Origin of the sequence: Gemmatimonas aurantiaca T-27, assembly GCF_000010305.1 — a bacterium.
Classification (GTDB): domain Bacteria; phylum Gemmatimonadota; class Gemmatimonadetes; order Gemmatimonadales; family Gemmatimonadaceae; genus Gemmatimonas; species Gemmatimonas aurantiaca.
On the sequence record NC_012489.1, the window covers coordinates 179534 to 203230 of the forward strand.

Genomic DNA, 23697 nt, shown 5'->3' on the forward strand with positions numbered 1-23697 from the left:
GTATCGGTGTTATCTGCCCGTTTTCCGTGCCGTCTGTGTTCCCCCCGCTGTTTCTACCTGTCAGACGGCCGACAACTGTCCGTACGTGCGCTCCACGTACTCATTGAGAATGACGAGGAACTCGGCCACGATGTGATCACCCCTGAGGGTGGTGAACAGCTTGCCATCCACGTACACGGGCGCTTTGGGCTCTTCGAAGGTGCCCGGCAGTGAAATGCCGATATTGGCGTGCTTCGATTCGCCGGGGCCGTTCACGACGCAGCCCATCACGGCCACTTTCATTTCCACCACACCCGGTCGCGATGCGCGCCACACCGGCATCTGTTCGCGCAGGTATCCCTGAATGTCTTCCGCCATATGCTGGAAGAACGAACTCGTAGTGCGGCCGCAGCCAGGGCATGCGGTGACCTGAGGCGCGAAAGAGCGGAGCCCCAGGGACTGCAGGATCTGCTGCGCGACAAACACCTCTTCGCGACGATCACCACCCGGCTTGGGCGTGAGTGATACACGGATGGTGTCACCGATGCCTTCGGAGAGCAGGATGGCCAATGCGGCGGATGACGCAATCACGCCCTTGTTGCCCATGCCCGCCTCGGTCAGCCCGAGGTGCAGCGGGTAGTCGCAGCGCGCGGCGAGGCGACGATAACACTCCACGAGATCGGGTACCACGGAGATCTTGGCGCTGACAATGATCTTGTCGTGCGCCAATCCCACGTCTTCCGCGAGCGCTGCTGAACGCAGAGCGCTCTCCAGCATCGCGTCCATGTACACGTCTTTGGCATCACGCGGCGTGGTGGACGACGCGTTGGCATCCATCATCTGCGTGAGCAAATCCTGATCGAGCGAACCCCAATTCACACCGATGCGCACCGGCTTGTTGTGCTCGATGGCCGCTTGCACGATGGTGGTGAAGTTCGCGTCACGGCGCTTCGAACCGACATTGCCCGGATTGATGCGGTATTTGTCGAGCGCGGCAGCGGCAGCGGGGTACTTCGTGAGCAGCAGGTGTCCGTTGTAGTGGAAGTCGCCGATGAGTGGCACGTCGAGACCACGATCATCGAGACGCTGGCGGATCTCCGGAACCGCCTGAGCCGCCTCATCGTTGTTGACCGTGATGCGGACCTTCTGCGATCCTGCTTCGAACAGAGCGGCCACCTGGTCGGCGGTGCCGGCAGCATCGGCCGTGTCCGTGTTGGTCATCGACTGCACGACGACGGGCGACCCTGAACCCACGGGGACACCGCGTACGCGCACCGTGACAGAGGGGCGACGTCGGCCGAATTCGGTGACGGAGGACACGATACTGAAACCCTGGTGAGAGTGAATTCCGTAAGCTAGCGCGTGCTCATGGGCTCCCCCAAGTTCCAGTCATGACAGACCCTTCCCAACCGTCACCGTCGGGTGACGCACCAGTCGACACGCCTGCGGGCGCTTCGTCCGCTTCTCCTGCGGCTGCGGGCAAACCCCGCCGCTCGTTCTTTCTGCGGCACTGGCTGTTCACCACGCTGGTGGTCCTGATCGGACTCCCGATCGCCGTGATCGTAGTCTGGTCGGCCGCAGCCCTGTCGTGGAGCTATTCCGACGGACAGCGTGCGGGCTACGTCCAAAAGATCGCCCGAAAGGGATATGTCTGTAAAACGTGGGAGGGGACACTCTATACGGACATCGCCCGGGGCTTCCGGTCGGACAGCTTCACCTTCACCGTGCGCAGCGACTCGCTGGCTCGTGCCATCGAAGCGCTCAGCGGAGATCGGGTGACCGTCCAGTACGAGCAGCATGTCGGAATCCCGACTTCCTGTCTCGGAGAAACCGAGTACTTCGTCACGGGTGTGGAGAGGATCCCGGAGTGAATTTCGGGGTTAGTAGGGCTGCATCACATCAATTCAACACTTTGGAGGAAAGCATGAAGCGTGCACTGCGTATGCTCGGACTGGCTGCGGCCATCGCTGCTCCGGCGGCGCTCTCGGCGCAGGCCAGCACCGACAAGCCGGTGTCGTTTGGGCTCAGCGGTGGTTTGTCGCTGCCTATGGGCGATCTTGGAGATGCCACTGAGTCGGGATTCACCGGCGCGGGCCACATCTTCCTGAAACCAGCGTCCATGAAATCTCTGGGCTTTCGCGGTGACGTGAGCTTCGACCGCTGGTCGGCAAAGGCCACCGATGACGTGAACCTGCAGAGCATCGGTTTTGTGGCGAATGCGCTTTACAGCGTGAATTCGGCCAGCATGGTCAAGCCGTACCTCCTCGGCGGCGTCGGGATGTACAACTCCAAGGCCACGATCGATCTGGGCTCCACCGGCGGTAGCACGCCAAGCTCTACGGATTTGGGCATTCAGGTCGGCGGTGGCCTGCGTTTCCAGCTCTCGGGTTTCTCCACGTTCCTCGAGGCGAAGTACGTCAACGTCTTCACTGATGGCAGCAGCACAAACTGGCTGCCGATCACATTCGGCGTGCGTTTCTGATTCACGGATGGGCGGGCAATGCCCTGCGCGCCTCGTGCGCGCAGGGCATTTGTCTTGTCCATCCCTTTGATGGACCAGCGAGGTTTCCATGTGGTATCCAACATCTCGCGCACGGCACCGCATGATGCGACGTGCCGCGCGTGCCATGAGTGTCGCCATGCTTGCGAGCGTGGCATTCGTTCCCCGTGAACCGCTTGCCGCCCAGGGATCACTCCGCGATCAGACGCGCGAGACGGGCGGCCCGAATCACATCATCGCGATCAATCCGTTCTTGCCGCTGCTCGGTTATTTCCAGGGCGAGTACGAACATCGCCTCCGCGCCAACGTGTCTTTTGCACTCGCGGGGTCGTACATGCGATTCGACGACTACTACACGAACATCGACGCAAAAATTCGACTCTATCCACAGGAACGCGCGCTGCACGGTCTGGGGATGGCCGCGGGACTCGGCTATGGTGCGGTGCGCCGCAAGAACAGCCTGTGCGATATGGTGGGGGCGAATTGCCAGGAGAACCACACTACCGAGTCGGCACCGACGTTTTCGGTCGAGGGGCAGTACCAATGGTTGCTCGGCAGCAGCCAATCAACGGCCGTGACCATTGGTGGTGGTGTGAAGCGCTATTTCATTTCCGACGACCGCAGTGACGGTATTCAACGTGTGCTGCCCACGATGCGGCTGACCATCGGATACGCGTTCTGATCGGAGACTGTGCGCTGCTCGCAGTGCACCGCGTGCGCCACGGACGGCGATGCGGACATGACAAAGGGGGCGCGTGCATCTGCACGCGCCCCCTTTCATGAATCGGTACGATCAGAACTTGAACGACAGGCCAGCGTGGATGAGCGGGATGTCGCCAAAGCCGATCTGGCCGTTGATGCCGAGCTTCGAGCCGACCCAGTAACGAGCGCCGCCCTGGATGCCAAAGCCGGAATCCGTGTTGCTGTCGTCGATCCCGAAGCTGGACGGGACGTTCGTGTCCCACGACGCGCGGATGAAGCCAACGCTGGCGCCGGCATACACATCGAGCTTCGGCTGCGAAGCGATCGGGAAGTGGATGTTGCCCACAGCCATCACCGGGATCGCCGACATCTTGTACTCGGCACTTCCGAACGTCTGCTTGTCGCTCACATAGCCAACGAAGGCGCCGACGCCGAGCGTCGCTTTGCCGATCGGCAGAAGGCCCCACTCAGCCTGACCGCCAAAACCGGCACCGTCGTAGTCACCACCGGTCATGAAATTCACGGTCGCAATACGGTCACCCTTTGCGAACTGGGCCGACGCGGTAAGGGGCAGCGCGGCCACGAGGGCGGCGGCGGCAGCGAAACGGGCAAAACGAGCGATCATGCACTACTCCTGAAACGGTGAGAAATCTGTTCTGTGCTGTCGATGTTGACAAAAGACGGGGCTTCAGCGCCCGCCTCAATCAATGGGGGTGAAGGCGCGTCTCGGCAAGGGGCGCTTCTTCACATGAAACCAATACGCCCCTCGTGTGACGACGGCACCTCGGCCACGAGTGACATACGTCCGATCGATCCGGTTTGGTTTCAGTGTACGGAACGCCCCGTGCGTCTCACATACCTGAGAATGGAAATACCACGCCGCCCGTGCGAGCAGCGCGGTCAGCGGCTTACCTGGGGCGCGCCAATATTGTCACGACAAAAAGCAAACGGGGAGCGGGCACCCAAAGGTCCGCGCCCCCCGATGACTCATGCCGCAGGCTGCAAGGCAACCGAGCGCTGCCATAACAACGTGTGAAGAACTCAGTACGCGCTGAGTGTCGACAGGCGTGCCGTGAGGGCTTCCACTTCGGCCGGCGTGAGCGTGCGCGGCAACTGCTTCGAACCCGTCACCGTGAACTTGCCGGCTTCGTTGACCGAGAGCGTGCGGGTCTCGGTGCGGCCATCGGCGTACGTGATGTTGGCCGTGACCACCGACGCATCAGCCGCCTGCGACAGCACGGTGCGGCTGTGGAACTGACCCTTCACTTCTTCTTCGAGGATCATCGTACGGCCTTCCGTCGAACGCGTCATGGTCTGCGTGAGCTTGACGTCACCCTTCGCGACGACCTTGACCTTCGTCTCCGGTGCTGATGCCGACGCGAGTGCCGGCTTGCCGGTCCAGAATTCCATGGAGTTGAACACGACCATGTCGAGCAATCCGGCCACGCCGTACACCGGTAGAATCACACCCGTCGCCAGGAAGAACAGTTCCTGCGCCCACTTGCCGCCCAGGTTCTTGTTGTAGTTGTACAGCTTGCGGGTGAGCGGGAAGCTCGCAAAGCATGCCGTGTTCGACACCAGGGTGACACCCATCAGTCAAGCAAGCACAAAGTTACGGGGATTCAGGCGACGCATCGGGTAGGCTCCTTGACCATTCAGGTCATGACACAGGGATGGGCGGAACAACAGCGCGCCAAACTTCGTGAATCGCGGCAACGGCGTCAATGGACTGATGTTGCGATCCTATCGGGCGAGTCCAAGCCACGGAGCGACCTCATCGAGGTGCTCAACCGTGATCCGTGCGCCTGCCGCGCGCAATCGCGCCGGCGCCACGAGCTCTGCGTAGCCGATCACCGTCATACCGGCTGCGGCGGCGGCCTGCACACCAAGCGGGCTGTCTTCCACGGCGACGGTGCGCGCGGGGGTCGCGCCCAGTGCCTGTACGGCGTGCAGATACACGTCGGGTGCCGGCTTGGGGCGGCCGACGTCGAGGCTCGAGAACCGACGGCCCACGAAGCGTGATGCCAGACCGGTAGCTCCCAGTGTGGTCTGCATCTTTGCCTGCTCACCATTGGATGCCACGGCGTAGGGCACACCAGCGGCATCGAGCGCGTCCAATAGCGCGACAATGCCCGGCACGGCCGTCACCTCGTTCCGAAGCGCCACCGCCACGGCAGCGTGAAACCGTGGCAGCAGTTCGTCCGGCGCAGGCCGGCCAAACTGCTCACCGACGATCTCGAGACACCGTGCCATCGAGTTGCCGAGGTAGGTCGCGAGGGATTGTTCGGTGGTGGTGGGCATTCCCAGCTCGGTCAGCAGTTCTGCCCACACCCGATTGGTGATGCGCTCGCTGTCCACCAACACACCGTCGCAGTCGAAGACCACCCCTTCGAGTGGCGATACCAACGGCGTGTCGGTGGCGATCAGGTCACCAGATGCGTTCATGCCGAGCGGGTGAGGCTGGCGCGGGCCTGCTCGAGCTGGCGTGCCACCGCATTCGGTCCGGTACCCCCATCGATATCGCGTGCGGCCAACGAGGCTTCGGCGCCCAGGGCGTCGCGCGCATCGTCGCCAAACAGCGCGTGTGCCTTGCTGAACGCCTCGAGCGGAATGTCGGTCATTTCGATGCCGGCTTCTTCTGCCTGACGCACGAGCGAACCCACCGCACCATGTGCCTCGCGGAATGTCGCGCCCTTCTTCACGAGATAGTCCGCGAGATCGGTGGCCATCATGGCACTCGACACCGCGTTGCGCATGCGATCCCGATTGAACCGCAATTCGCTGATCGCGCCCGCCATGGCCGGCAACACCAGGAACAGCAGGTCGACGGCGTTGAACAGCGCGCGCTTGTCGTCCTGCAAATCCTTGCTGTAACCACTGGGCAGACCCTTGATGGTGCCCAGCAGTGAGACCAAGTCGCCCAGCACACGGGCGCCCGAGCCACGGGCAAGCTCGAAGACATCCGGGTTGCGCTTCTGCGGCATCATGCTGCTGCCGGTGGAGAAGCCATCCCCGAATTTCACAAAGCCGAACTCACTGGAGCCGTAGATGATGAGATCTTCGGCAATACGTGAGCAGTGCACGGCGGTCATGGTGCACGCAAACAGTGTTTCGGCCACGAAGTCACGGTCGCCCGTGGCGTCGATGGAGTTGGGCGAGATGGCGGCAAAGCCCAGCGTGTCCTTGATCAGCGTGCGCGGAATCGGGAACGCCGAACCGGCGATGGCACCGGAGCCGAGTGGCAAGGTGGCCGTGCCGCGTGCGGCGTTGGCCAGACGGGTGCGATCACGATCGAGTGGCCAGAAGTGCGAGAGCAGCCAATGGGTACCGCTCACCGGCTGTGCGCGCTGCAGGTGCGTGTACGCCGGCAGGATGGCGTCGGTGAGCGTTTCCGCCTGCGTGAGCAGGGCCTGCTGCAGTTCCCGAATGGCGGCATCGAGCTTCTGGCAGGCATCCATGGTCCACAGGCGCGACGCCGTGGCCACCTGATCATTGCGTGAGCGACCGGTGTGCAGCTTGGACGCCACCGTGCCGGCTTCTTCGTGCAGCAACCGGTCGATCATGGTGTGGATGTCTTCATCCGTCGCGACGGGCTGTGCGCCATCGGCGATGCGCTGTGCGACACGGTCGAGTCCCTGCTGCAACGCGAGGCTTTCGTCCTGGGTGAGCACGCCGGCGTGACCGAGTCCGGCGGCCCAGGCCTGCGACAGGCGCACATCGTGCGGCCAGAGACGGAAGTCGGTGCCGATGGAGCGATTGATGGCGTCGAGCAGCGGCGACGGGCCGCCGGCAAATCGGCCGCCCCACAACTTGTGGGTGCCAGCAGCGGAGCCGGATTCGGATGAAGAGGAGGCAGTCATGGCGCGGAAATCTAGCGGTCGATGTAGGTGCGGAGTTTGCGGAGCACACGCTCACGCCCTTCCGTGCTGCGGCAGATGATGAGGACCGTGTCGTCACCAGCGATGGTGCCTGCGACGTCCGGCCATTCGAGTTGATCGAGCGCTTCGGCCACTGGCTGCGCGCCGGATTTCATCGTGCGGGCGACGACCAGCACCTGCACCCCCTCCACGGCGACCAGCAATTCCGGGAGCATGCGCTCCAGTCGGGCGAGCTCGTAGTCACCGTTGGTTTGATCCGAAAATGCATATCGGGCGCGTCCCTGGCCGTCGGGAATGCGGGCCAGACGCAACTCCCGCAAATCCCGGGAGAGGGTGGACTGCGTGACGTCCCAGCCTCGACCCGCGAGCTGTCGTCGCAGCTCCTCCTGGCTCGCCACGGCATGCGCCGCGACGATCTCGCGAATGGTCTGCTGGCGCTCGCGTTTGTCTGACAACGGGACTCCGGAATGAGGCTGAGGGCGTCCGGGCGATTGACAGCACCCTTCTGCAAAATTATGCATTAATTGTGCATAACATGCCGGTCCTGATGCAACCGTCTTCCGCTCCATTGAACGTGCCCGACTCGTCTTCGTTGCCAACCTATCGTGTGGGGGTGTTGGGTGCCTCCGGCTACTCCGGGCGTGAGCTGTGCGCGCTGGTGACCGGTCATCCGCAGCTCTCGCTCGCCTTTGCCACGGCCCACACTCAGCGCGGCACGACGCTCCGCGTGCGTGCCAGCGGTGCGGTGCATGACATCCCGTTGATCGGCCCGGAAGAGGCGGACCTGGCGGGGGTGGACCTGGTGTTTGCGGCGCTGCCACACGGCGCGTCGGCCGAGTGGGTGGGCAAGGTGATCGCGGCCGGCGCGCGGGTGGTGGACCTGTCGAGCGACCTGCGGCCCGGGCATGGGGGCACCACGCATGCGTTGCCGGATGGTGTGCCGGCCGATGCGCCGTACGGACTGCCCGAGCTGTTCCGCGCACCGCTGCATGGCGCGCGCGTGGTGGCGAACCCGGGGTGTTATGCCACCAGCGTATTGGTCGCGCTGGCGCCGTTGGCCAAGGCGGGATTGATCGCGCCGGGAGCCACCGTGAACATCGCGGCGGCAAGCGGCATCAGTGGTGCGGGCGCATCGCCCAAGCTCGAGTACCTGTTTGCGGAAGTCACCGAGAACTACCGCGCCTATGGTGTGGGCAACGCCCACCGGCACCTGTTCGAGATGCGGGACACGCTGTCGCACCTCGGGGCCGACTGCGATCTGCTGTTCACGCCGCACCTGCTGCCGGTGGACCGCGGTATTCTGTCCACGATCACGGTGCCGCTGACCCGTCCGCTCGCCGACCCATTGGAGCCGTTCCGCACAGCGTTCGCCAACGAACCGTTCGTCGAACTGACGACCGGGTTGCCCGCGCTGGCCGACGTGCAACATCGCAACGTCGTGCGCATCGGCGCCGTTTCACCCACCGGGATGCGTCAGCCGACGCTGCTGGTGTTCAGCGCGATCGACAATCTCGTGAAGGGCGCGGCGGGGCAGGCGGTGCAGAACGCCAATCTCATGTTGGGGTTGCCGGAGACGGCCGGGTTGCAGCGATAAGCGGTTCTGGTTCGCATCGCCGCGACCGGCAACACGTCGGTATTCCACTCCACCTGCCCCACTCTCTCCAAAGATGTTTGTCGTCAAACTCGGTGGCCGCACACAGAACGACCCGGCGTTGCCGGCTGCCCTCGCTGCCCTTTGGCATCAGAGCGGCGGCCGGGTCGTGATCGTGCATGGCGGCGGTGACCAGATCAGCGCGCTGCAGCGTCTGCGTGGTGAAGAGCCGGTGTTCATTGGTGGTCGGCGGGTGACCACCGATACGGCGCTCGAGCTGGTGCGCATGGTGCTGTCGGGGCTCGCCAACAAGCAGATGGTTTCGTCGCTGGTGGCGGCCGGTGCGCCGGCCGTGGGCATCAGCGGTGAAGACGCCGGACTGTTGCGCGCCACCCCCATCGATGCGGCGACGTTTGGGCATTCAGGGACGCCGGCGTCGGTGAATCCGGGCGTCGCCCGTGCGTTGTTGGCGGCCGGCTACCTGCCGGTGATTTCGCCGGTGGCGGCGCGCGAGGATGTGTCGGTGGCGGGTGCCTACAATGTGAACGGCGACGATGCCGCGGCCGCGATCGCGGCGGCACTGGGCGCTGATGAGCTGTTCCTGATGGCGGACGTGCCGGGTGTACTCGATGGCAACAAGACGCTCGTACCACGACTGACGCTCGAAGAAACGCAGGCCCTCGTGGCCAGTGGTGTGGCTGGTGGCGGCATGGCCGCCAAGCTCGACGCCTGCGCTGCGGCGCTGGCGGGTGGTGTGTCCCGAGTGCGGATCGGAGATCTCGCCGCACTCACTGTTCCCAGCGCGGGAACCGCGATCGTTGCGCGCGCCGACGCAACGGATGCCGTCTCTTCCAGGTAGCTGCCATGACTTCGACGATGCCCTCGCCTGCTTCCGCCACTGCCCTGACGCCGACGTCGTCGGCTGCGGAACCGACGACGCTGCCCGCCATTCTGGGCACGTACAAGCGACAGGCGCCGCTCTTTGTCCGAGGTGAAGGCGTCCACATGATCGACGAGTCGGGGAAGCGCTATCTCGACTTTGTCGCCGGTATCGCGGTGTCATCGCTCGGCCACGCGGATGCAGGCGTGATGCAGGCCATGCAGGAAGCCATGGCCACGGGACTCATTCACACGTCCAACCTGTATCGCACGGCGCCGGGTGAGGCGCTCGCGTCGTGGCTGGTGGCGCATTCGTTTGCGAGCAGTGTGTTTTTCTCCAACTCGGGCGCCGAGGCCAACGAGGGGGCGTTCAAGTTTGCGCGCCGGTGGGCCAAGAGCACGGGACATCAGGCCAAGCACGAGATCATCGCGCTACGTGGTTCCTTCCATGGCCGTATGCCCGGCACGCTGGCGGCCACCGATCGGCCGGCGTATCGCCTGCCGTTCCGTCCGCTCATGGGCGGGGTGACCATTGTGGAACGCAATCTCGAGGAGCTGCGCGCCGTGCTCGATCCGGAAACGGCGGCCGCGGTGATCGTCGAGCCAATTCAGGGCGAAGGCGGGGTGCGCATCGTGGAGCCGGAGTTCCTGCGCGGACTGCGTGAGCTCACGCGTGAGCGCAATGTTCTCCTCATCCTCGACGAGATCCAGTGTGGCCTCGGCCGCACGGGTTCGTTCTTCGCCTACGAGCAGTTGGGCTTCGAACCGGACATGCTCACCATCGCGAAGCCGCTGGCCAATGGTTTGCCGATGGGTGCCATTCTGGTCAACGATACGGTGGCCCGTGTGATGCAGCCCGGTGATCACGGCACCACGTTTGGTGGCGGTCCGCTGCTGGCCCATGTGGCGCATCATGTCGTACAGCGTCTGGCTGATCCGGCGTTGCTGCAGCATGTGCGGGAAACGGGCGCCTGGTTCGGTGAGCAGTTGCAGGCGATCGCTGATCGTACGGGAGCGGTGCGTGCCATCCGTGGCACCGGTCTCATGTGGGGCATGGACGTGCACGAACCTGCCGCGGCCATCATCGCCCGGGCATTCGATCAGGGACTGCTGCTGGTGAGCGCCGGCGAGCATACGCTGCGCTTTCTGCCGCCGCTGGTGATCAGCCGCGAGGAGCTGGCCAAGGGGCTCGCCATTCTCGAAGGCGCGATCAAGGCGTAACTCAAAAACACCGGCGCCCGTATCGGCGGGCGCCGGGCTGCCCGCCATCGACGGCACCATGTACATCCCAGCGTCCTACCGGGAGACGGATCGCACCGTGCTCCTCGATTTCCTCGCGGCACATCCCCTCGGCGTGCTCGTATCGGGCACGTCGGGTGGTGAACGCGGACTGTACGCGACGCACCTGCCGTTGCACGTCGACCGTGAGCGGGGCGTACTGCAGGGACATCTCGCGCGCGCCAATCCGCACGTCGGTCACCTGGCGGCGCTGGCCAGCGGGGAACGGGTCCTCGCGATCTTCAGCGGCGCCGATGCCTACATCACGCCGACGTGGTACCCGAGCAAGCAGGAGCACGGCAAGGTCGTTCCCACCTGGAATTTCAGTGCCGTGCATGTGCATGGCGCGGTCACGCTGCACGACGATCCGTCCTTCCTCCTGGCGCACCTGCATCGTCTCACCGACACACACGAAGCCACGCAGCCCAAGGCGTGGGCGGTCGATGACGCACCGGCGGATTTCATTGCGCAGCAGATGCGCGCCATCGTCGGTATCGAGATCGCGATCGACGTGCTGGAAGGAAAATTCAAGATGAGCCAAAACCGTTCACACGCCGACATCGACGGCGTGATTGCCGGACTCGGCGCGAGCGGCGCGGCACCGGATGTGGTCGCGGACATGATCGCGAGAAAGCCGGTGCGCTGATCGGTCGCGCGATCGTTTTCGACGATCGTTCGTGGTTTGTTCTTGCCAGTCCGCAACATTCGATCAATATTGTTGCCACCTTCACGTGCCTCCGTGAACGGTGCGGTTCGTTCACGCGGCGCACGTCAGGTGTCGCCATCGCGTGTCGGTTCCGCGAATTCGCTCGGAAGCACTGTGGCCGCGGCGCGTTGCAGCCCGCGTGACCCGATCACCGGCGGTGTAGGCCCTGTCCTGGCGCGTCGATCCGGCGGCGCGCTCGAGGCCGGACGGGGCCGCCGGTGATCCTGCATCGCTGACCATGTGCAGCGTCGACTCTGCGTGGGTATTCCGTCACGAGTCGGTTTCACACCATACCGCACCCCACTGGCCGTAACGACAGGTCAAGTTTCCGGGTGTACTTTTCGGCATGCGCACTCTTCGTCGTCTCCTCATGCATGCGAACATGGTGAGTGCGGCCACGACCGCTGCCGTTGTCACGGCGGCCGTCTCTGCCGCACTGCCGTCTGCTCTCGCTGCCCAGACCAAGCCGACGCTGGTCGTTCAGATCACCGTCGACCAGCTGCGTCCCGACTATCTCGACCGGTTTCGGCCGCAGTTCACAGGGGGATTTGCGCGCCTGCTCAAGCAGGGCGCGTTCTTCACCCAGGCCTTCCACGACCACGCGGTCACGGAAACGGCACCAGGCCATGCCACGCTCTGGTCCGGACGGTTTCCGGCACACACCGGCGTGGTGCTCAACGAAATCGGCGTCGCCGACCCGCAGGCGCCCTTGCTGTTCGGACGTGGCGGTGGAGCATCGCCGTACCGATTCCGCGGTTCGGCGTTCTTCGACTGGGTGCGCACGCGTGATCAGTTCTCCCGCGCGCTGTCGGTGTCGCGCAAAGACCGCGGCGCCATTCTGCCGCTGGGTCGCGCCAAGCAACAGGTGTACTGGTACTCGCTCGACGGTGGCTTCACGACCAGCCGCTACTACGCGGACACATTGCCGAGCTGGGTGCAGCGCTTCAATGCGCGCGATGTGACCGCCAAGTACCTCGGCACCGAATGGAACCTGCTCCTGCCGGCGTCCGAGTACACCGAGAAAGACTCGGTGCCCATCGAACACGGTGGACGTGATTTCACGTTCCCGCACAAGCTGTCGGCCGACCGTCGTCAGGGCACGTTCCAGTTCACGGACTATCCGTGGATGGATGAGATCACGGTGGACATGGCGCTCGAAGGGCTGCAGGCGCTCGATCTCGGCAAGGGTACCAGCACCGATGTGCTCTCGGTGTCCCTGTCGACGGTGGATGCGATTGGCCATGCGTACGGCCCCGCGTCGCTCGAATTGCACGACCAGATCCTGCGTACCGACCGCGCGCTGGGTCGCCTGATCGATTCGCTGTACAAACTGCGCGACTCCAGCCGCATCGTCTTTGCCCTCAGTGCCGATCATGGCGTCACGCCATATCCTGAACTGGCATTCCCGGGCGCCGATCCGAATCGTGGCCGGGTGGACATCCGTCCGGTGATGGATGCCGCGCGGAGTGCGTTGGCGGCCCGCGGTATCGAAGGTGATGCGCTGCTCATGCAGTCCGGCATCATCATGCTCGACCGGCCGCGCCTGATCGCCAAGAAGGTGAACGCCGATTCCGTGGTGACCTCCCTGCGTGCGGCGCTCATCAAGCTGCCGGGCATGCTGCGTGTGGACCGTGTGAACACGCTGGCCACGGCGGCGGCCAAAGGCGACAAGATCGCGCGTCGCTGGAACCAGTCCATTCCCAAGGACCTCCAGGCCGAACTCACGCTGACCTTCAAGGAAGGTTACTACTGGGTCACCACGCGGTACGCGACGCACGGATCACCGTACGATCTCGACGCGCATATCCCCATCCTGTTCATGGGGCCGATGGTGAAGCCGGGCCGCTATACGCAGCCCATCCGTTCGGTGGATATTGCGCCCACGCTGGCCGAGATCGTGGGCGTCGAGCCCATCGAACCGATCGACGGCAAGGTGCTGCGCATGATCCTCCCGGCGTCCACCGGCAAATAATCCACTTCGTCGTACAGGCGTCCGCCCTCCGTGTCCATGCACTCGATCGATCGTGCGTTCGACGAAATCCGGTTTGGGGATGGGCGGACGCTCAACCTGCGCTCGTTGCAGCCCACTGCGCTGCAGGCCACCGCACTCTGTGAGCGGTGGCTGCGGGAGCGTCAGGTACAGGGTGTGTCGGAAGCCCTGGTGATCACGGGGCGCGGCAACAACAGTCTCGAAGGGTATTCGCCGGTGCGCGAAGCGATCGTGCGCCTGTTGCCGTCACTGCGCCGACGCAATGTCATTGCGGGCTACGCGGAGCACACGCCCGGTTCCTTCGTGGTGAACTTCGCGCCCCTGACGGCGCTGTTCGAAGTGCCGCGTCGTCGCCGGGAAAAAGCGCCCGAGCCTACGCGCCCGCCCACGCTCAAGGCGTTGGATCCTGAGACGGTGCATCAGTTGCGCGACCTGGCGGTGATGTCGCTGGCCGTGCTGGGGGTCCAGTCTCCCACCCGTGGGCAGCTCGAAGACGAAATGTTGCGCCAGTTTGCCGCATTGAGTGCGGCGCTGCCCGACAATGGCGACCGCGAGGCGTTGCTGCAGCAGGCCCTCATGCGGGCCGCAGAAGAGTACGAAGCCGAGTAATTTCGGGGGGTGGATTGTTCCCAGGGCGTGGCTCGGGGACATCTCTTGTCCATTCCATTCACCGGAGTTCGTCGTGTTTGTCTCCCACCCCTCCCGCCTGCTGAGTGCGGCCATGTCGGCCGTGCTTTCGGGGTCGGTTCTCGCCGCGCCGTCTGTGATGCATGCCCAGGCGGGGGCATTGCCCACCATTCCGGGATATGCACCGGCGACGGCCGCCGCTCAGCGCCAGTTGGAGCAACAGGCGATCGCCGGACCGCTGGCGACACGCGCCCGCACGCATTCGTCCTCGCTGTCGCGCGAGCCGCATGTGGCGGGCACGGCGGCGCAGGAGCGCACACGCGACTACGTCATCGCGCAAATGAAGGCGATGGGGCTCGAGACGGAGATCCGCACGTACGACGTGTGGTTGCCGCACGCGACGAGTGTGAAGATCACCCGTCTGGGGCGCGATACGGTGTCGCTCGATCTGGCCGAGCCGCCGATCGCGAGTGATCCGGCCACGCAGTTGCCGCAGTATCTCACGGCCAACGGCTCCACCGGTGAAGGCGTCGGACAGGGTGAGCTGGTGTTCGTGAACTTCGGACTCATCGAAGACTACGCCACGCTCGATTCGATGGGTGTGTCGGTGAAGGGCAAGGTGGTGTTGGCGCGCTACGGCCGTTCGTTCCGCGGCATCAAGGCGCGTGAAGCGGAGAAGCGCGGGGCGGTGGCGGTGCTCATCTACACTGACCCGCTCGACGACGGATTTGTGCAGGGCGACATCTATCCCGACGGTCCGATGCGCCCGTTGCGTGGCGTACAGCGTGGTAGCGTGTTCAATGGCACGGGCGATCCACTCACACCGGGATATGCCAGCAAGCCGGGTGCGCCGCGGCTCAAGCCGGAAGACACACCGCTGACCAAGCTGCCCGTGGTGCCCATCAGCGCGTACAATGCCGAGCAGTTGTTGTCGCAGGTGCGGGGCACGGATATCCCGCGCAACTGGCAGGGTGGCATGGGGCTGCGGTACCACGTGGGCCCCGGCCCGGTGCAGGTGAAGGTGGAAGTGGTCACCGATGCAGCCACCAAGGGCACCAAGCAGATCCACAACACACTCGGCTATCTGCGTGGCAGCGAGTATCCCGACCAGTACATCTATATCGGGGCACATCGTGATTCGTGGGGACCGGGTGCGGCTGACAATATCAGCGGCACGGTGAGTGTGCTCGAAGCAGCCAATGCCTTGTCGGATATGGCAAAGAAGGGGCTGCGTCCCAAGCGCACCATCGTGTTCGCCACGTGGGACGCCGAGGAGTGGGGGCTGGTGGGCAGCACGGAGTACGTGGAAGACGATTCGCTGCGCCTCAAGAAGGGCGCCGTGGCCTATCTCAATCAGGACGTGTCGGCACAGGGCTCGCAGTTCGGTGGTGGCGGTTCGCCCTCGATGCGCGCCATTCTGCGGGACATTGTGAAGAGTGTGCCGGATCCGAAGGGGCGCGGCTCCGTGTATCAGGCCTGGCGTCTCACGTCGGGCACGCGCGTTGATTCGCTGGAGCCGGGCATGGGCGATCCGGGCGGTGGCAGCGACTTTGCCGGGTTCTACAATCACTTCGGCATCCCCACCGCAGACTGGGGCTTTGGTGGTCCGGCCGGCACGTATCACTCCGCATACGACACGTTCGCGTGGATGGAACGGTTCGGTGATCCGGGCTTTCTGTATCACGCGGCCGCCGGCCGTATCGGTGCGGCGATGGCGTTGCGTTTGGCCAATGCCGAAGTGTTGCCGTACGACTACGCCGAGTTCGCGCGTACGATGCTGCGCTACATCGCGCCGGTGGAGCGGGGCATGACGCAGAAGGGATGGAGCACCGCGCAGGTGGCGACGCTCACGGCCGCCATCAACAAGCTCAATCAGGCGGCCAATGAGTTTGCCACGGCGCGTGACGCGACGTTGGCCAAGGGTGTTGCCAAAGAGCAGAAGGAGGCCGCCAACGCGGCGTTGTTGTCGGTGGAACGTGGCTTCGCGCGGGATGCGGGGCTCAAGAGTCGGCCGTGGTACCGCACGCTCATCTATGCGGCAGACGTGGACAACGGCTATTCGTCGATGGTGTTCCCGGGTGTGAACGAAGCGATCCGATACGGCACCGAGGCGGAAACCAACGCCGAGATCGCGGATCTCGTAAAGCGTTTCGATGCCGCGTCGGCGGCCATGCTCCGTGCCCGCACGGCGCTTACTACGGCTCCCAGCGCGCCGACACGTCGCTGAGCAACATCACCACCATCATGGCTGTCGAGTATCTGTCTCCCGCCGAAGTTGTGGCACGACTCAATGGGGACACGCAGTTGCAGATCATCGATGTGCGCGAACCGTGGGAGTACGGTATCGCGCACATCGAACCGAGCGAGTTGATCCCGCTGTCGGAGCTGCCGGGTCGTGTGCAGTCGCTCGACCCGGAGCGCCCGTATGCGCTGCTCTGTCACCACGGCATGCGCAGCGAAATGGCTGCCAACTGGTTGGTGCAGCAGGGGTTTCAACAGCTCATCAACATCGAAGGCGGTATCGATGCCTGGAGTCATCAGGTGGACCCCGACATTCCCCGCTACTGATTGCGCGCGGTTGATCGAGTGGGGCTGATCCCATGTTTAACCTGAGCGCCCGACGGGCTGCAATCGGCGCGCGCTTCGAGCAAGCCGACGAGGCTCGGCGCCCGCGTGATGCTCAGGGCATCGTGCGTGGTGCGGAGCCTTTCCTGTTGCGGGGCACCAATGACCGCGCGGTACTGGTGTTGCACGGATTCAATGACACGCCACAGTCGATGCGTCATCTGGCGATGCGCATCAATGACGACGGCTACACGGTGGACGTACCGCGGCTGCCGGGCCATGGTGGATCGTTGGCCGAACTGGCACGCGACGGCCATGCCGTGAACTGGCGTCGTGCGGTCCGCGAGGCATACGACGCCCTGCGACGGACGCACAGTGTCGTGCATCTCTGTGGACAGAGCATGGGTGGTGCACTGGCCACGCTCGAAGCCCATGACCACGCGGAGGTTCGTGCGCTGGTATTGCTGGCACCGTACCTCGGCATGCCGTTCGATATGCGCTGGCAGACGTATGCCGCGGCGCTGTTGGCGCCGTTTACGCTGTATCACCGCAGCAAGGGAGCCGAGCGCTCCATTCACGACCCGGCGGCCCGCGCCAAGGCGTTGGGCCCGGGTATCGTCACGCCTGGAGCGCTGGCCGGTCTTCGCACGGTCGCACTGGCGGCGCATGACGCGTTGCCCACGCTGACGGTGCCCACGCTGTATCTGCAATCACGCGAGGACAATCGCATCGCCGCGGCCGATGCGGAGCGCTATTTCGTGCGCATTGGCAGTGCGATCAAGAAACAGCAGTGGTTGACCGGTTGTGGCCACATCATTTCAGCAGACTACTGCCGGGATACGGTCGCCGATGCCGCCATTGCCTGGTTCCGGCGATTTGAGGGGACGGCGTGAAGGGCGGGGTGGGGATTTGAAGGGTTACCGCGTTGCCGCTGCGCGGCGAACACTGCAGGACATGAATGGATGAAAGGGCTGGGCAATGAAGGGCAGAAGCGTGTGGGAATTGGTGGGCGAATTTCCTGTTGGCACTCCCGCCGTTCTCCAAATGCTGTCCATGCGGCTTTCCCTTGGACTCCTGCGGTTTTCGCCGCGCAGCGGCCGGTTGGCAACCCTTCGTTCCATTCCCGTCCATTGGCGTCCATTTGCTCCGACAGGTGACACGGCCCTACGCCGGGCACTAATTTTCTCAGGCTATGCCCGAGCGGTCCGTCGTGAAGATGGCCGGTCCGGGCAACCCGATCTTGATCACCGTTTGGAGTTGCTACATGCCCGAGTTCGGAAGCTGGGGGACCGATTGGTGGAAGCCGGTCGTCTTCATCCTTGTTGCCGGTCATCTCACCAACATCTGCGTCACCTTGTTCCTGCACCGCTCGCAGACCCATCGCGGGGTGCAGTTCCATGGGTTGGTCGAACTGCCGATGCGTGTCTGGCTGTGGCTGACGACAGCGATCCGGACCAAGGAGTGGGTGGCCTGTCATCGGAAGCATCATGCGTTTGCCGACCGGGAAGGCGATCCGCATAGCCCGGTGGTGGAAGGACTGCGCAATATTCTGCTCAAGGGCGCGTTCTTCTATCGCAAGGCGGTACGTCAGCCGGGAGTGCTCGAGAAGTACGGCAAGGGCACGCCTGAGGATTGGATCGAACGGCACCTGCTCGACAAGCGTTCCAGTGTCGGCATTCTGGTCATGCTGGCCATCGACATCTGGCTGTTCGGCTGGTTCACCGGCCCCGTCGTCTGGGCCGTGCAGATGATCTGGATCCCGTTCTGGGCTGCGGGCGTCATCAACGGCATCGGCCACGCGCTGGGCTACCGCAATCACGACGTGAAGGACGAAAGCCGCAACATCTCCCCGATCGGCATCATCATTGCCGGTGAGGAGTTGCACAACAACCACCACGCCGATCCGCACTCGGCCAAGTTCGCGCACCGCTGGTTCGAATTCGACATCGGCTGGATGTACATCACGCTGCTGTCGTTCTTCGGTCTCGCGCAGGTGAAGTACGCGCGGCAGGGCACCCACGTGCGGATCTCGGAGTAAGCATGGCCGACATCTCCTGCACTCGTTGCGGACAGACCCGTGAAGGGTTCGAACGTCCGCCGTTCCCCGGCGCCATCGGCGCCCGCATCGTTGGAGAGATCTGCAAGGATTGTTGGGGCCAGTGGCTCAAGCAGCAAACCATGTTGATCAATCACTACGGCCTGAACGTGATGGACCCGCAGGCGCGCACCTTTCTGACGCGCAACATGGACGCCTTTCTGTTCAAGGCGGGTCAGAACGAGGACGTGGATACCAGCAAGCAGGGAACGATCAACTGGTAAGACATTCGTCGGCGCGTGATTGGCCGTAGACGACCAGCATGACAAACGCCCCGCCGGAGATCCGGTCGGGGCGTTCTTGCGTCAGAGACGATGCTGAAAGCGTGCTACAGGCGTACAGCGTCGGCTGGAAGGATCAGTTCAGACCTGCGATGTACCGTGCCAACCGGCCACAATTGCTGCACGTCAACGTGACATGCGAGTGCGGTGGGGGCGGATGAGCAACAGGGTCGCGGTCGATGTGCCCGGAACAGGACGGACAGCTCAAAGGAAGCCCAGTACGGTCCGCCGCGATCAAGTGCAGCGCCTGTGCCGGGTTGTACGTGTTCGGTCGTGGCTTACGCATCACGCCTCCTCGCGTAAAGTGCGCCGGCCCGTCAGGGTGGCCGACGTGCGTAACCTAAACCGCCCTTGCGCGATTGTGCACCGTCATCACCATTTTTTCATGTTCGGCGTAACCAATGTTTGTGGCTTTTGATGGTTACAATGATCGTATGCACATTTTGCCAACCCCGTTTTGCGGGTTACCATAGGCATCAGGTGCGCTTCGGCCCTGTTACTGCACTGCTTATCATCTTAGCCCTTGCGGACTTGGCTTGGATTGCCGAGGCTATAGAGAATCATGGCAACCATTACTCAACCAATCAGCGATCACTCGGCTCTGCGGCATCCTGAAGCGCATGAGCCCGACGTCGACGAAACCACGCTGTCGGCGCTGCGGCTGTGGGTGATCATGAATCGCGCCCAATCAGCAGTGACTGCCCATGCTGCTGCGCACGTCGCCCGTCATGGGTTGACGCTTGCTGAATTCGGCATTCTCGAAGCGCTGTATCATCGTGGTCCCATGCTGCTGGGCGAAGTCCAGAAGCGCATTCTCGTCTCGAGTGGTGGCATCACCTTTCTCGTGGACCGATTGACGGCCAAGGGCTTGGTGGAGCGTCGCACCTGCGACAGTGACCGCCGTGCGCGCTATGCCGCGCTGACGGAGCGCGGACGCGAGCAGGTGGTGGAGATGTTTCCCACGCACGCGCAGGAGCTCGCGCGGGTGATGAGTGGCATTTCGATCGAAGACCAGAAGGTCGCGACGGAAATCCTGAAGGCGATGGGCAGGGCCGCCGCACAGATGGCCCCGCCAGAAGACCTGCGCTGAGTGCGACAAAGGGCCTCTTGACGGGGCCTTTTGAATTGCTAGTATTCTCACCACTGAGATGGTGGCATCACAACCGAATAACAGGGAGTCAGTATGCAGTGGGCATTTGATCCAGCGCACAGTCAGATCCAGTTCGCCGTGAAGCACATGGGCATTTCCACGGTCCGTGGCACCTTCGACCAGTTCACGGGAACGATCGACGAGGAGAATGGCGTCGTAAAGAGCGTGACGGTGGAAGTCGATGTGGCCTCGCTCAATACGTCGAACAGCCAGCGCGACGAGCACCTGCGTAGCGCGGACTTCTTCGACGTGGGCAATCACCCCAAGGCCACCTTCACGCTGACCTCGTTCGATCGCAGCGGCGATGACGTGACGGCATCCGGTGACCTGACGCTTCGTGGCGTCACCAAGTCCGTAACGCTCAAGGGCGAAATTGGTGGTCCGGCCAAGGATCCGTGGGGCAATCAGAAGGTGTCGGCCGAGCTCGAGACGAAGATCTCGCGCAAGGAGTGGGGCCTGGTCTGGAACGTGGCGCTCGAAGCCGGTGGTGTGCTCGTCAGCGATGAAGTGAAGCTGCGCATCGACGTGCAGGCCGCACCCGCCGCCTGATCCAGGCATCGCGGCGGCATCGCTGCGGCATTGCCAACATCTCTGATGACACGAAGGCCCCGTCGGACATCCCGACGGGGCCTTCGTGTGTGCGTGGGCCGCTCAGCGCATCTGCGCGTGGTTCAGTTCTTCCACTCGGCGATGAACAGGTTCGTGTCACCTTCCTTGGCTGCGCCGCGGTTCGATGCCCAGATCAGCTTCGTGCCATCGGGGCTGAACATCGGGAAGCCATCGAACTCGCCATTGGTGGTGACCTGCTCGAGGTTGTTGCCGTCGAGGCCCACAATGTAGAGATCGAAGTTGCGGCTGCGCGGATTCTTGTGATTCGACGAAAAAATCACGCGCTGCCCGTCTGGGGTCCATGATGGGCCGAAGTTCGCGCCGCCCAGCTTGGTGATCTGCCGCTGATCGCTGCCGTCGGCGTTCATGACGAACAGCTCCATCTTGTTCGGGCGGATCATGTTCTGCTTGAGCAGCTCCTGATACGCCTTGAGATCCGTGTCGTTGTCGTAGTGCCAGGCGCGATACACGATCTTCGTGCCATCGGGTGACCACCACGGACCGCCGTCGTAGCCCGGCGTGGTGGTGAGGCGCTTCACATCGGTGCCATCGACATTCATGGTGTAGATGTCGAGATCTCCGTCCTTGAGCGACGTGAACACGATGCGCTTGCCATCGGGCGAGAGCACGCCTTCGGCCGTATACACGCCGTAGTTGGTCAGGCGCGTGAGGTTCTGACCATCACGATCGGCCGTGTAGATGTCGTACTTGTCGATGCCCCACACGTACCCCTTCGACGGATCCGGGCGCGGCGGGCAGGCGCTGTCGGCCGCATGCGTGGAGGCGAAGAACAGCTTGTTGCCACCGGGCAGGAACCAGCCGCAGGTGGTCTTGCCACCCACCGACACCTTGGTGAGCCCGGTGCCATCGACCCGCATGACATACTGCTGGTCGCAGGCCCGACCGTCACGCGTGGACTGGAATGTCAGCCACTGCCCATCCTGGCTGAAATAGGCTTCGGCGTTTTCACCGCCGTTGGTGATCTGCCGGATGTTGGTGAGGTGCGCTTCACCAGAATCGGCTGTCACGGCGATGTTCAGCGCGCCGGAATCGGCGGTGGCGGCGGTAGCCGCGGTGTCCCTGGCAGCCGAATCAGGGCTGCTGCAGGCGGCGGACAACAGCACGATGGCAGAGGCGATCGCGGTGTGCGCCGGGAGGCGGGGAGAAATAGACATGGGCAGAACCGTAAGACCGGTTCTGCCCATGCGGCAATCAGCACTTCTACCGAGGGGCCCCCTCGGCGACTACAAAATCAGTTTCCGCTGCGGCGCGTTGCGGCGGGCTTGGCGACCGGTTCCTGCGCAGCGGCGGCGAAGATCTCCTGCTGCGTGGTGCCCTTGCGCATCAGTTCAACCGCGCGGCGGAGCTGGTTGTCGATGCGCAGGTTGCGGCGCAGCACCAGCGTGTCGCCGAACGCGACCTTGGCCACCCGGTCTTCGATGAACCGATCGACGTCGCTGGCGCCGGCGTCCCACACAGCCTTGTCGATCTTGACCGTGTCGGCCGTGAGGCGACGATACACCTCTTCACGCCAGGCCGGGTTCACGACGAAGTCCGGACGGACCTTGCCCTTCTGGTCTTCGGCCACGGCCAGGATATGTCCCTGATACTTGCCGAAGTACGGCAGCAATGCGCGCCGCAGCGTCTGTTCGGCGCTGGTCAGCGTATCCGGCGCGAGGATCATGTCGGGCGTGATACCACCGCCGCCATACAGTGTGCGGCCCGAGGCGGACTTGTACGTGGGGCGCGCCTTGCGGACGGAATCCGTTTCCAGGGAGTCCGGCTGAACTTCGAGGAACTGGCCATCGGCGTTCAACTTCCGCTCCTTCTGGATGGAGCGACCCGACGGCGTGTACCACTTGCCCGTGGTGATCTTGAGGGCGTACCCGCCGTCGAGATTGTACACCGACTGCACCAGGCCCTTTCCGAATGATGTGGTGCCGAGCACGTAGGCGCGGTCGTAGTCCTGCAGGGCGCCGGCGACGATTTCCGAAGCCGAGGCCGAGCCACCGTCGACGAGCACGAGCAGCGGCACGTCGGGGGCGAGTGGATCCTGCTGCGACACGAACTTCTGGAACTCACCCCGTCCACGCACCGAAAGCAGTTCCTTCCCCTTCGGCAGGAAGAGGTTGGACATCGAGAAGGCTTCCTCGAGAATGCCGCCCGGGTTGCCGCGCAGGTCGATGATCACGCCCTTCGCGCCCTTCTTGCGCAGCGCCAGCACGGAGTTGGCGATGTCTTCGGTGGTCTGTTCGGAGAAGCGGGTGAGCGGCACGTAGCCGGTGCGTTCGTCGAGCATCATGGCGAACGGCACGGCCGGCACGTGAATCTCGGCGCGCTTGAAGTTGAGTTTGACCGGCTGTGACACACCGACACGCAGGAACTGCACGTTGACGGGCGTGCCGATCGGACCGAGCAGCTTGTTCTGCACCTGCTGGGTGCTGAAGCCGCGGGTGTTGGTGGTGTCGATGTTGGCGATCTTGTCCCCTTCGAGCACACCGCCCTGTTCGGCCGGTGAATTGGGGAAGACCTTGTTGACCGTCACGTAGTCGCCAACCTTCACGATCTCCATGCCGATACCGGCGTAGCGACCGTTGGTGTTACGCGAGAACTCTTCGAGCTGCTTGGGCGTGAAGAGTTCGGTGTAGGGGTCGTTGAGCTCCTTCACGAGCCCGCGGGCGGCCTTTTCGTAGAGCTGCTGCGCGTCGAGCGTGTCGACGTAACGCAGAGCCACGAAGGTCAGCACCTGGTCGAGTAGTTGTGCACCGCCGCGCGTTGCCTTGGCCTGCAGGGCAAAGCCCGAGGCGAGCAGGGGGACGAGCACGATCGCGGCCAGTGCCGCCTTGCGATTCCGGGTCATGCGGGGT

The 23697-nt window shown here is 63.7% G+C and carries 24 protein-coding genes; 16 read left to right on the forward strand and 8 right to left on the reverse strand.

Features of this window, described 5'->3' with window-relative positions; genetic code table 11:
* Positions 1-60 precede the first annotated feature (60 nt).
* Positions 61-1299, reverse strand: a complete 1239-nt coding sequence (ispG, locus tag GAU_RS00755) for a flavodoxin-dependent (E)-4-hydroxy-3-methylbut-2-enyl-diphosphate synthase (protein ID WP_012681638.1) — start codon at positions 1297-1299, stop codon at positions 61-63.
* Between the two features lie 71 nt (positions 1300-1370).
* On the opposite strand from ispG, the gene GAU_RS00760 reads away from it, so the two are divergent.
* The 3 genes from GAU_RS00760 (at position 1371) to GAU_RS00770 (ending at position 3161) form a co-directional block, all read left to right on the forward strand.
* Positions 1371-1850, forward strand: a complete 480-nt coding sequence (locus GAU_RS00760; RefSeq protein ID WP_012681639.1) for a hypothetical protein — start codon at positions 1371-1373, stop codon at positions 1848-1850.
* Positions 1851-1903: 53 nt separating this feature from the next.
* A complete protein-coding gene (locus GAU_RS00765; protein ID WP_012681640.1) occupies positions 1904-2461 on the forward strand; it encodes an outer membrane protein in 558 nt (185 codons plus the stop codon).
* A gap of 121 nt (positions 2462-2582) precedes the next feature.
* Positions 2583-3161, forward strand: a complete 579-nt coding sequence (locus GAU_RS00770) for a hypothetical protein (protein ID WP_041265114.1) — start codon at positions 2583-2585, stop codon at positions 3159-3161.
* Positions 3162-3272: 111 nt separating this feature from the next.
* Here GAU_RS00770 and GAU_RS00775 read toward each other — a convergent pair whose 3' ends face one another.
* The 5 genes from GAU_RS00775 to argR form a co-directional block, all read right to left on the reverse strand.
* A complete protein-coding gene (locus tag GAU_RS00775) occupies positions 3273-3806 on the reverse strand; it encodes an outer membrane beta-barrel protein (protein ID WP_012681642.1) in 534 nt (177 codons plus the stop codon).
* Between the two features lie 416 nt (positions 3807-4222).
* Complete coding sequence (locus GAU_RS20130) at positions 4223-4774, reverse strand: DUF3332 family protein (RefSeq protein ID WP_012681643.1); 552 nt, start codon at positions 4772-4774, stop codon at positions 4223-4225.
* Positions 4775-4924: 150 nt separating this feature from the next.
* Complete coding sequence (locus tag GAU_RS00785; RefSeq protein WP_012681644.1) at positions 4925-5626, reverse strand: HAD family hydrolase; 702 nt, start codon at positions 5624-5626, stop codon at positions 4925-4927.
* Positions 5623-7041: an argininosuccinate lyase gene (argH, locus tag GAU_RS00790; RefSeq protein ID WP_012681645.1), complete on the reverse strand. Its 1419-nt coding sequence runs from the start codon at positions 7039-7041 to the stop codon at positions 5623-5625. Before argH ends, GAU_RS00785 begins: the two co-directional genes overlap by 4 nt.
* An 11-nt stretch (positions 7042-7052) precedes the next feature.
* Positions 7053-7514: an arginine repressor gene (gene argR / locus GAU_RS00795; protein ID WP_012681646.1), complete on the reverse strand. Its 462-nt coding sequence runs from the start codon at positions 7512-7514 to the stop codon at positions 7053-7055.
* A gap of 119 nt (positions 7515-7633) precedes the next feature.
* Between argR and argC the strand changes: the two genes are divergently transcribed.
* The 13 genes from argC to GAU_RS00860 all read left to right on the forward strand — a co-directional run bounded on the left by argC (position 7634) and on the right by GAU_RS00860 (position 20770).
* Positions 7634-8653 (forward strand): N-acetyl-gamma-glutamyl-phosphate reductase, encoded by a 1020-nt coding sequence (gene argC / locus GAU_RS00800; RefSeq protein ID WP_012681647.1) that lies wholly within the window; start codon positions 7634-7636, stop codon positions 8651-8653.
* A gap of 73 nt (positions 8654-8726) precedes the next feature.
* Positions 8727-9509 carry an acetylglutamate kinase gene (gene argB, locus GAU_RS00805; protein ID WP_012681648.1) on the forward strand — a complete coding sequence of 261 codons (783 nt, stop codon included), beginning with the start codon at positions 8727-8729 and terminating at the stop codon, positions 9507-9509.
* 5 nt (positions 9510-9514) lie between these two features.
* Positions 9515-10750 carry an aspartate aminotransferase family protein gene (locus GAU_RS00810; protein ID WP_012681649.1) on the forward strand — a complete coding sequence of 412 codons (1236 nt, stop codon included), beginning with the start codon at positions 9515-9517 and terminating at the stop codon, positions 10748-10750.
* A gap of 58 nt (positions 10751-10808) precedes the next feature.
* Positions 10809-11453: an FMN-binding negative transcriptional regulator gene (locus GAU_RS00815; protein WP_012681650.1), complete on the forward strand. Its 645-nt coding sequence runs from the start codon at positions 10809-10811 to the stop codon at positions 11451-11453.
* 406 nt (positions 11454-11859) lie between these two features.
* Positions 11860-13485 (forward strand): alkaline phosphatase family protein, encoded by a 1626-nt coding sequence (locus GAU_RS00820; RefSeq protein ID WP_083765364.1) that lies wholly within the window; start codon positions 11860-11862, stop codon positions 13483-13485.
* 30 nt (positions 13486-13515) lie between these two features.
* Positions 13516-14112, forward strand: coding sequence for a hypothetical protein (locus GAU_RS00825; protein WP_156798839.1), 597 nt, complete (start codon positions 13516-13518; stop codon positions 14110-14112).
* Between the two features lie 73 nt (positions 14113-14185).
* A complete protein-coding gene (locus GAU_RS00830; RefSeq protein ID WP_012681653.1) occupies positions 14186-16357 on the forward strand; it encodes a M20/M25/M40 family metallo-hydrolase in 2172 nt (723 codons plus the stop codon).
* A 17-nt stretch (positions 16358-16374) separates the two neighbouring features.
* Positions 16375-16698, forward strand: coding sequence for a rhodanese-like domain-containing protein (locus GAU_RS00835; RefSeq protein ID WP_012681654.1), 324 nt, complete (start codon positions 16375-16377; stop codon positions 16696-16698).
* Positions 16699-16730: 32 nt separating this feature from the next.
* Complete coding sequence (locus GAU_RS00840; protein WP_012681655.1) at positions 16731-17588, forward strand: alpha/beta hydrolase; 858 nt, start codon at positions 16731-16733, stop codon at positions 17586-17588.
* A 371-nt stretch (positions 17589-17959) separates the two neighbouring features.
* Positions 17960-18733 carry an acyl-CoA desaturase gene (locus GAU_RS00845; RefSeq protein ID WP_156798840.1) on the forward strand — a complete coding sequence of 258 codons (774 nt, stop codon included), beginning with the start codon at positions 17960-17962 and terminating at the stop codon, positions 18731-18733.
* 2 nt (positions 18734-18735) lie between these two features.
* Positions 18736-19014 (forward strand): oxidative damage protection protein, encoded by a 279-nt coding sequence (locus GAU_RS00850; protein ID WP_012681657.1) that lies wholly within the window; start codon positions 18736-18738, stop codon positions 19012-19014.
* A gap of 619 nt (positions 19015-19633) precedes the next feature.
* Entirely contained in the window at positions 19634-20161 is a 528-nt protein-coding gene (locus tag GAU_RS00855) for a MarR family winged helix-turn-helix transcriptional regulator (protein ID WP_012681658.1), read from the forward strand.
* A 93-nt stretch (positions 20162-20254) separates the two neighbouring features.
* A complete protein-coding gene (locus tag GAU_RS00860; protein ID WP_012681659.1) occupies positions 20255-20770 on the forward strand; it encodes a YceI family protein in 516 nt (171 codons plus the stop codon).
* A gap of 122 nt (positions 20771-20892) precedes the next feature.
* On the opposite strand, the gene GAU_RS00865 is transcribed toward GAU_RS00860, so the two are convergent.
* Positions 20893-22005, reverse strand: a complete 1113-nt coding sequence (locus GAU_RS00865; RefSeq protein WP_156798841.1) for a PD40 domain-containing protein — start codon at positions 22003-22005, stop codon at positions 20893-20895.
* Positions 22006-22082: 77 nt separating this feature from the next.
* Positions 22083-23690: a S41 family peptidase gene (locus GAU_RS00870; protein WP_012681661.1), complete on the reverse strand. Its 1608-nt coding sequence runs from the start codon at positions 23688-23690 to the stop codon at positions 22083-22085.
* Positions 23691-23697: the final 7 nt, after the last annotated feature.

Bases quoted from the DNA above. Each gene is read 5' to 3' on its own strand.
- GAU_RS00760 (WP_012681639.1), top strand. From the start codon at position 1,371: ATGACAGACCCTTCCCAACCGTCACCGTCGGGTGACGCACCAGTCGAC.
- GAU_RS00765 (WP_012681640.1), top strand. From the start codon at position 1,904: ATGAAGCGTGCACTGCGTATGCTCGGACTGGCTGCGGCCATCGCTGCT.
- GAU_RS00770 (WP_041265114.1), top strand. From the start codon at position 2,583: ATGATGCGACGTGCCGCGCGTGCCATGAGTGTCGCCATGCTTGCGAGC.
- GAU_RS00775 (WP_012681642.1), bottom strand. From the start codon at position 3,806: ATGATCGCTCGTTTTGCCCGTTTCGCTGCCGCCGCCGCCCTCGTGGCC.
- GAU_RS20130 (WP_012681643.1), bottom strand. From the start codon at position 4,774: ATGGGTGTCACCCTGGTGTCGAACACGGCATGCTTTGCGAGCTTCCCG.
- GAU_RS00785 (WP_012681644.1), bottom strand. From the start codon at position 5,626: ATGAACGCATCTGGTGACCTGATCGCCACCGACACGCCGTTGGTATCG.
- argH (WP_012681645.1), bottom strand. From the start codon at position 7,041: ATGACTGCCTCCTCTTCATCCGAATCCGGCTCCGCTGCTGGCACCCAC.
- argB (WP_012681648.1), top strand. From the start codon at position 8,727: ATGTTTGTCGTCAAACTCGGTGGCCGCACACAGAACGACCCGGCGTTG.
- GAU_RS00810 (WP_012681649.1), top strand. From the start codon at position 9,515: ATGACTTCGACGATGCCCTCGCCTGCTTCCGCCACTGCCCTGACGCCG.
- GAU_RS00815 (WP_012681650.1), top strand. From the start codon at position 10,809: ATGTACATCCCAGCGTCCTACCGGGAGACGGATCGCACCGTGCTCCTC.
- GAU_RS00820 (WP_083765364.1), top strand. From the start codon at position 11,860: ATGCGCACTCTTCGTCGTCTCCTCATGCATGCGAACATGGTGAGTGCG.
- GAU_RS00835 (WP_012681654.1), top strand. From the start codon at position 16,375: ATGGCTGTCGAGTATCTGTCTCCCGCCGAAGTTGTGGCACGACTCAAT.
- GAU_RS00840 (WP_012681655.1), top strand. From the start codon at position 16,731: ATGTTTAACCTGAGCGCCCGACGGGCTGCAATCGGCGCGCGCTTCGAG.
- GAU_RS00845 (WP_156798840.1), top strand. From the start codon at position 17,960: ATGCCCGAGTTCGGAAGCTGGGGGACCGATTGGTGGAAGCCGGTCGTC.
- GAU_RS00850 (WP_012681657.1), top strand. From the start codon at position 18,736: ATGGCCGACATCTCCTGCACTCGTTGCGGACAGACCCGTGAAGGGTTC.
- GAU_RS00855 (WP_012681658.1), top strand. From the start codon at position 19,634: ATGGCAACCATTACTCAACCAATCAGCGATCACTCGGCTCTGCGGCAT.
- GAU_RS00860 (WP_012681659.1), top strand. From the start codon at position 20,255: ATGCAGTGGGCATTTGATCCAGCGCACAGTCAGATCCAGTTCGCCGTG.
- GAU_RS00865 (WP_156798841.1), bottom strand. From the start codon at position 22,005: ATGTCTATTTCTCCCCGCCTCCCGGCGCACACCGCGATCGCCTCTGCC.
- GAU_RS00870 (WP_012681661.1), bottom strand. From the start codon at position 23,690: ATGACCCGGAATCGCAAGGCGGCACTGGCCGCGATCGTGCTCGTCCCC.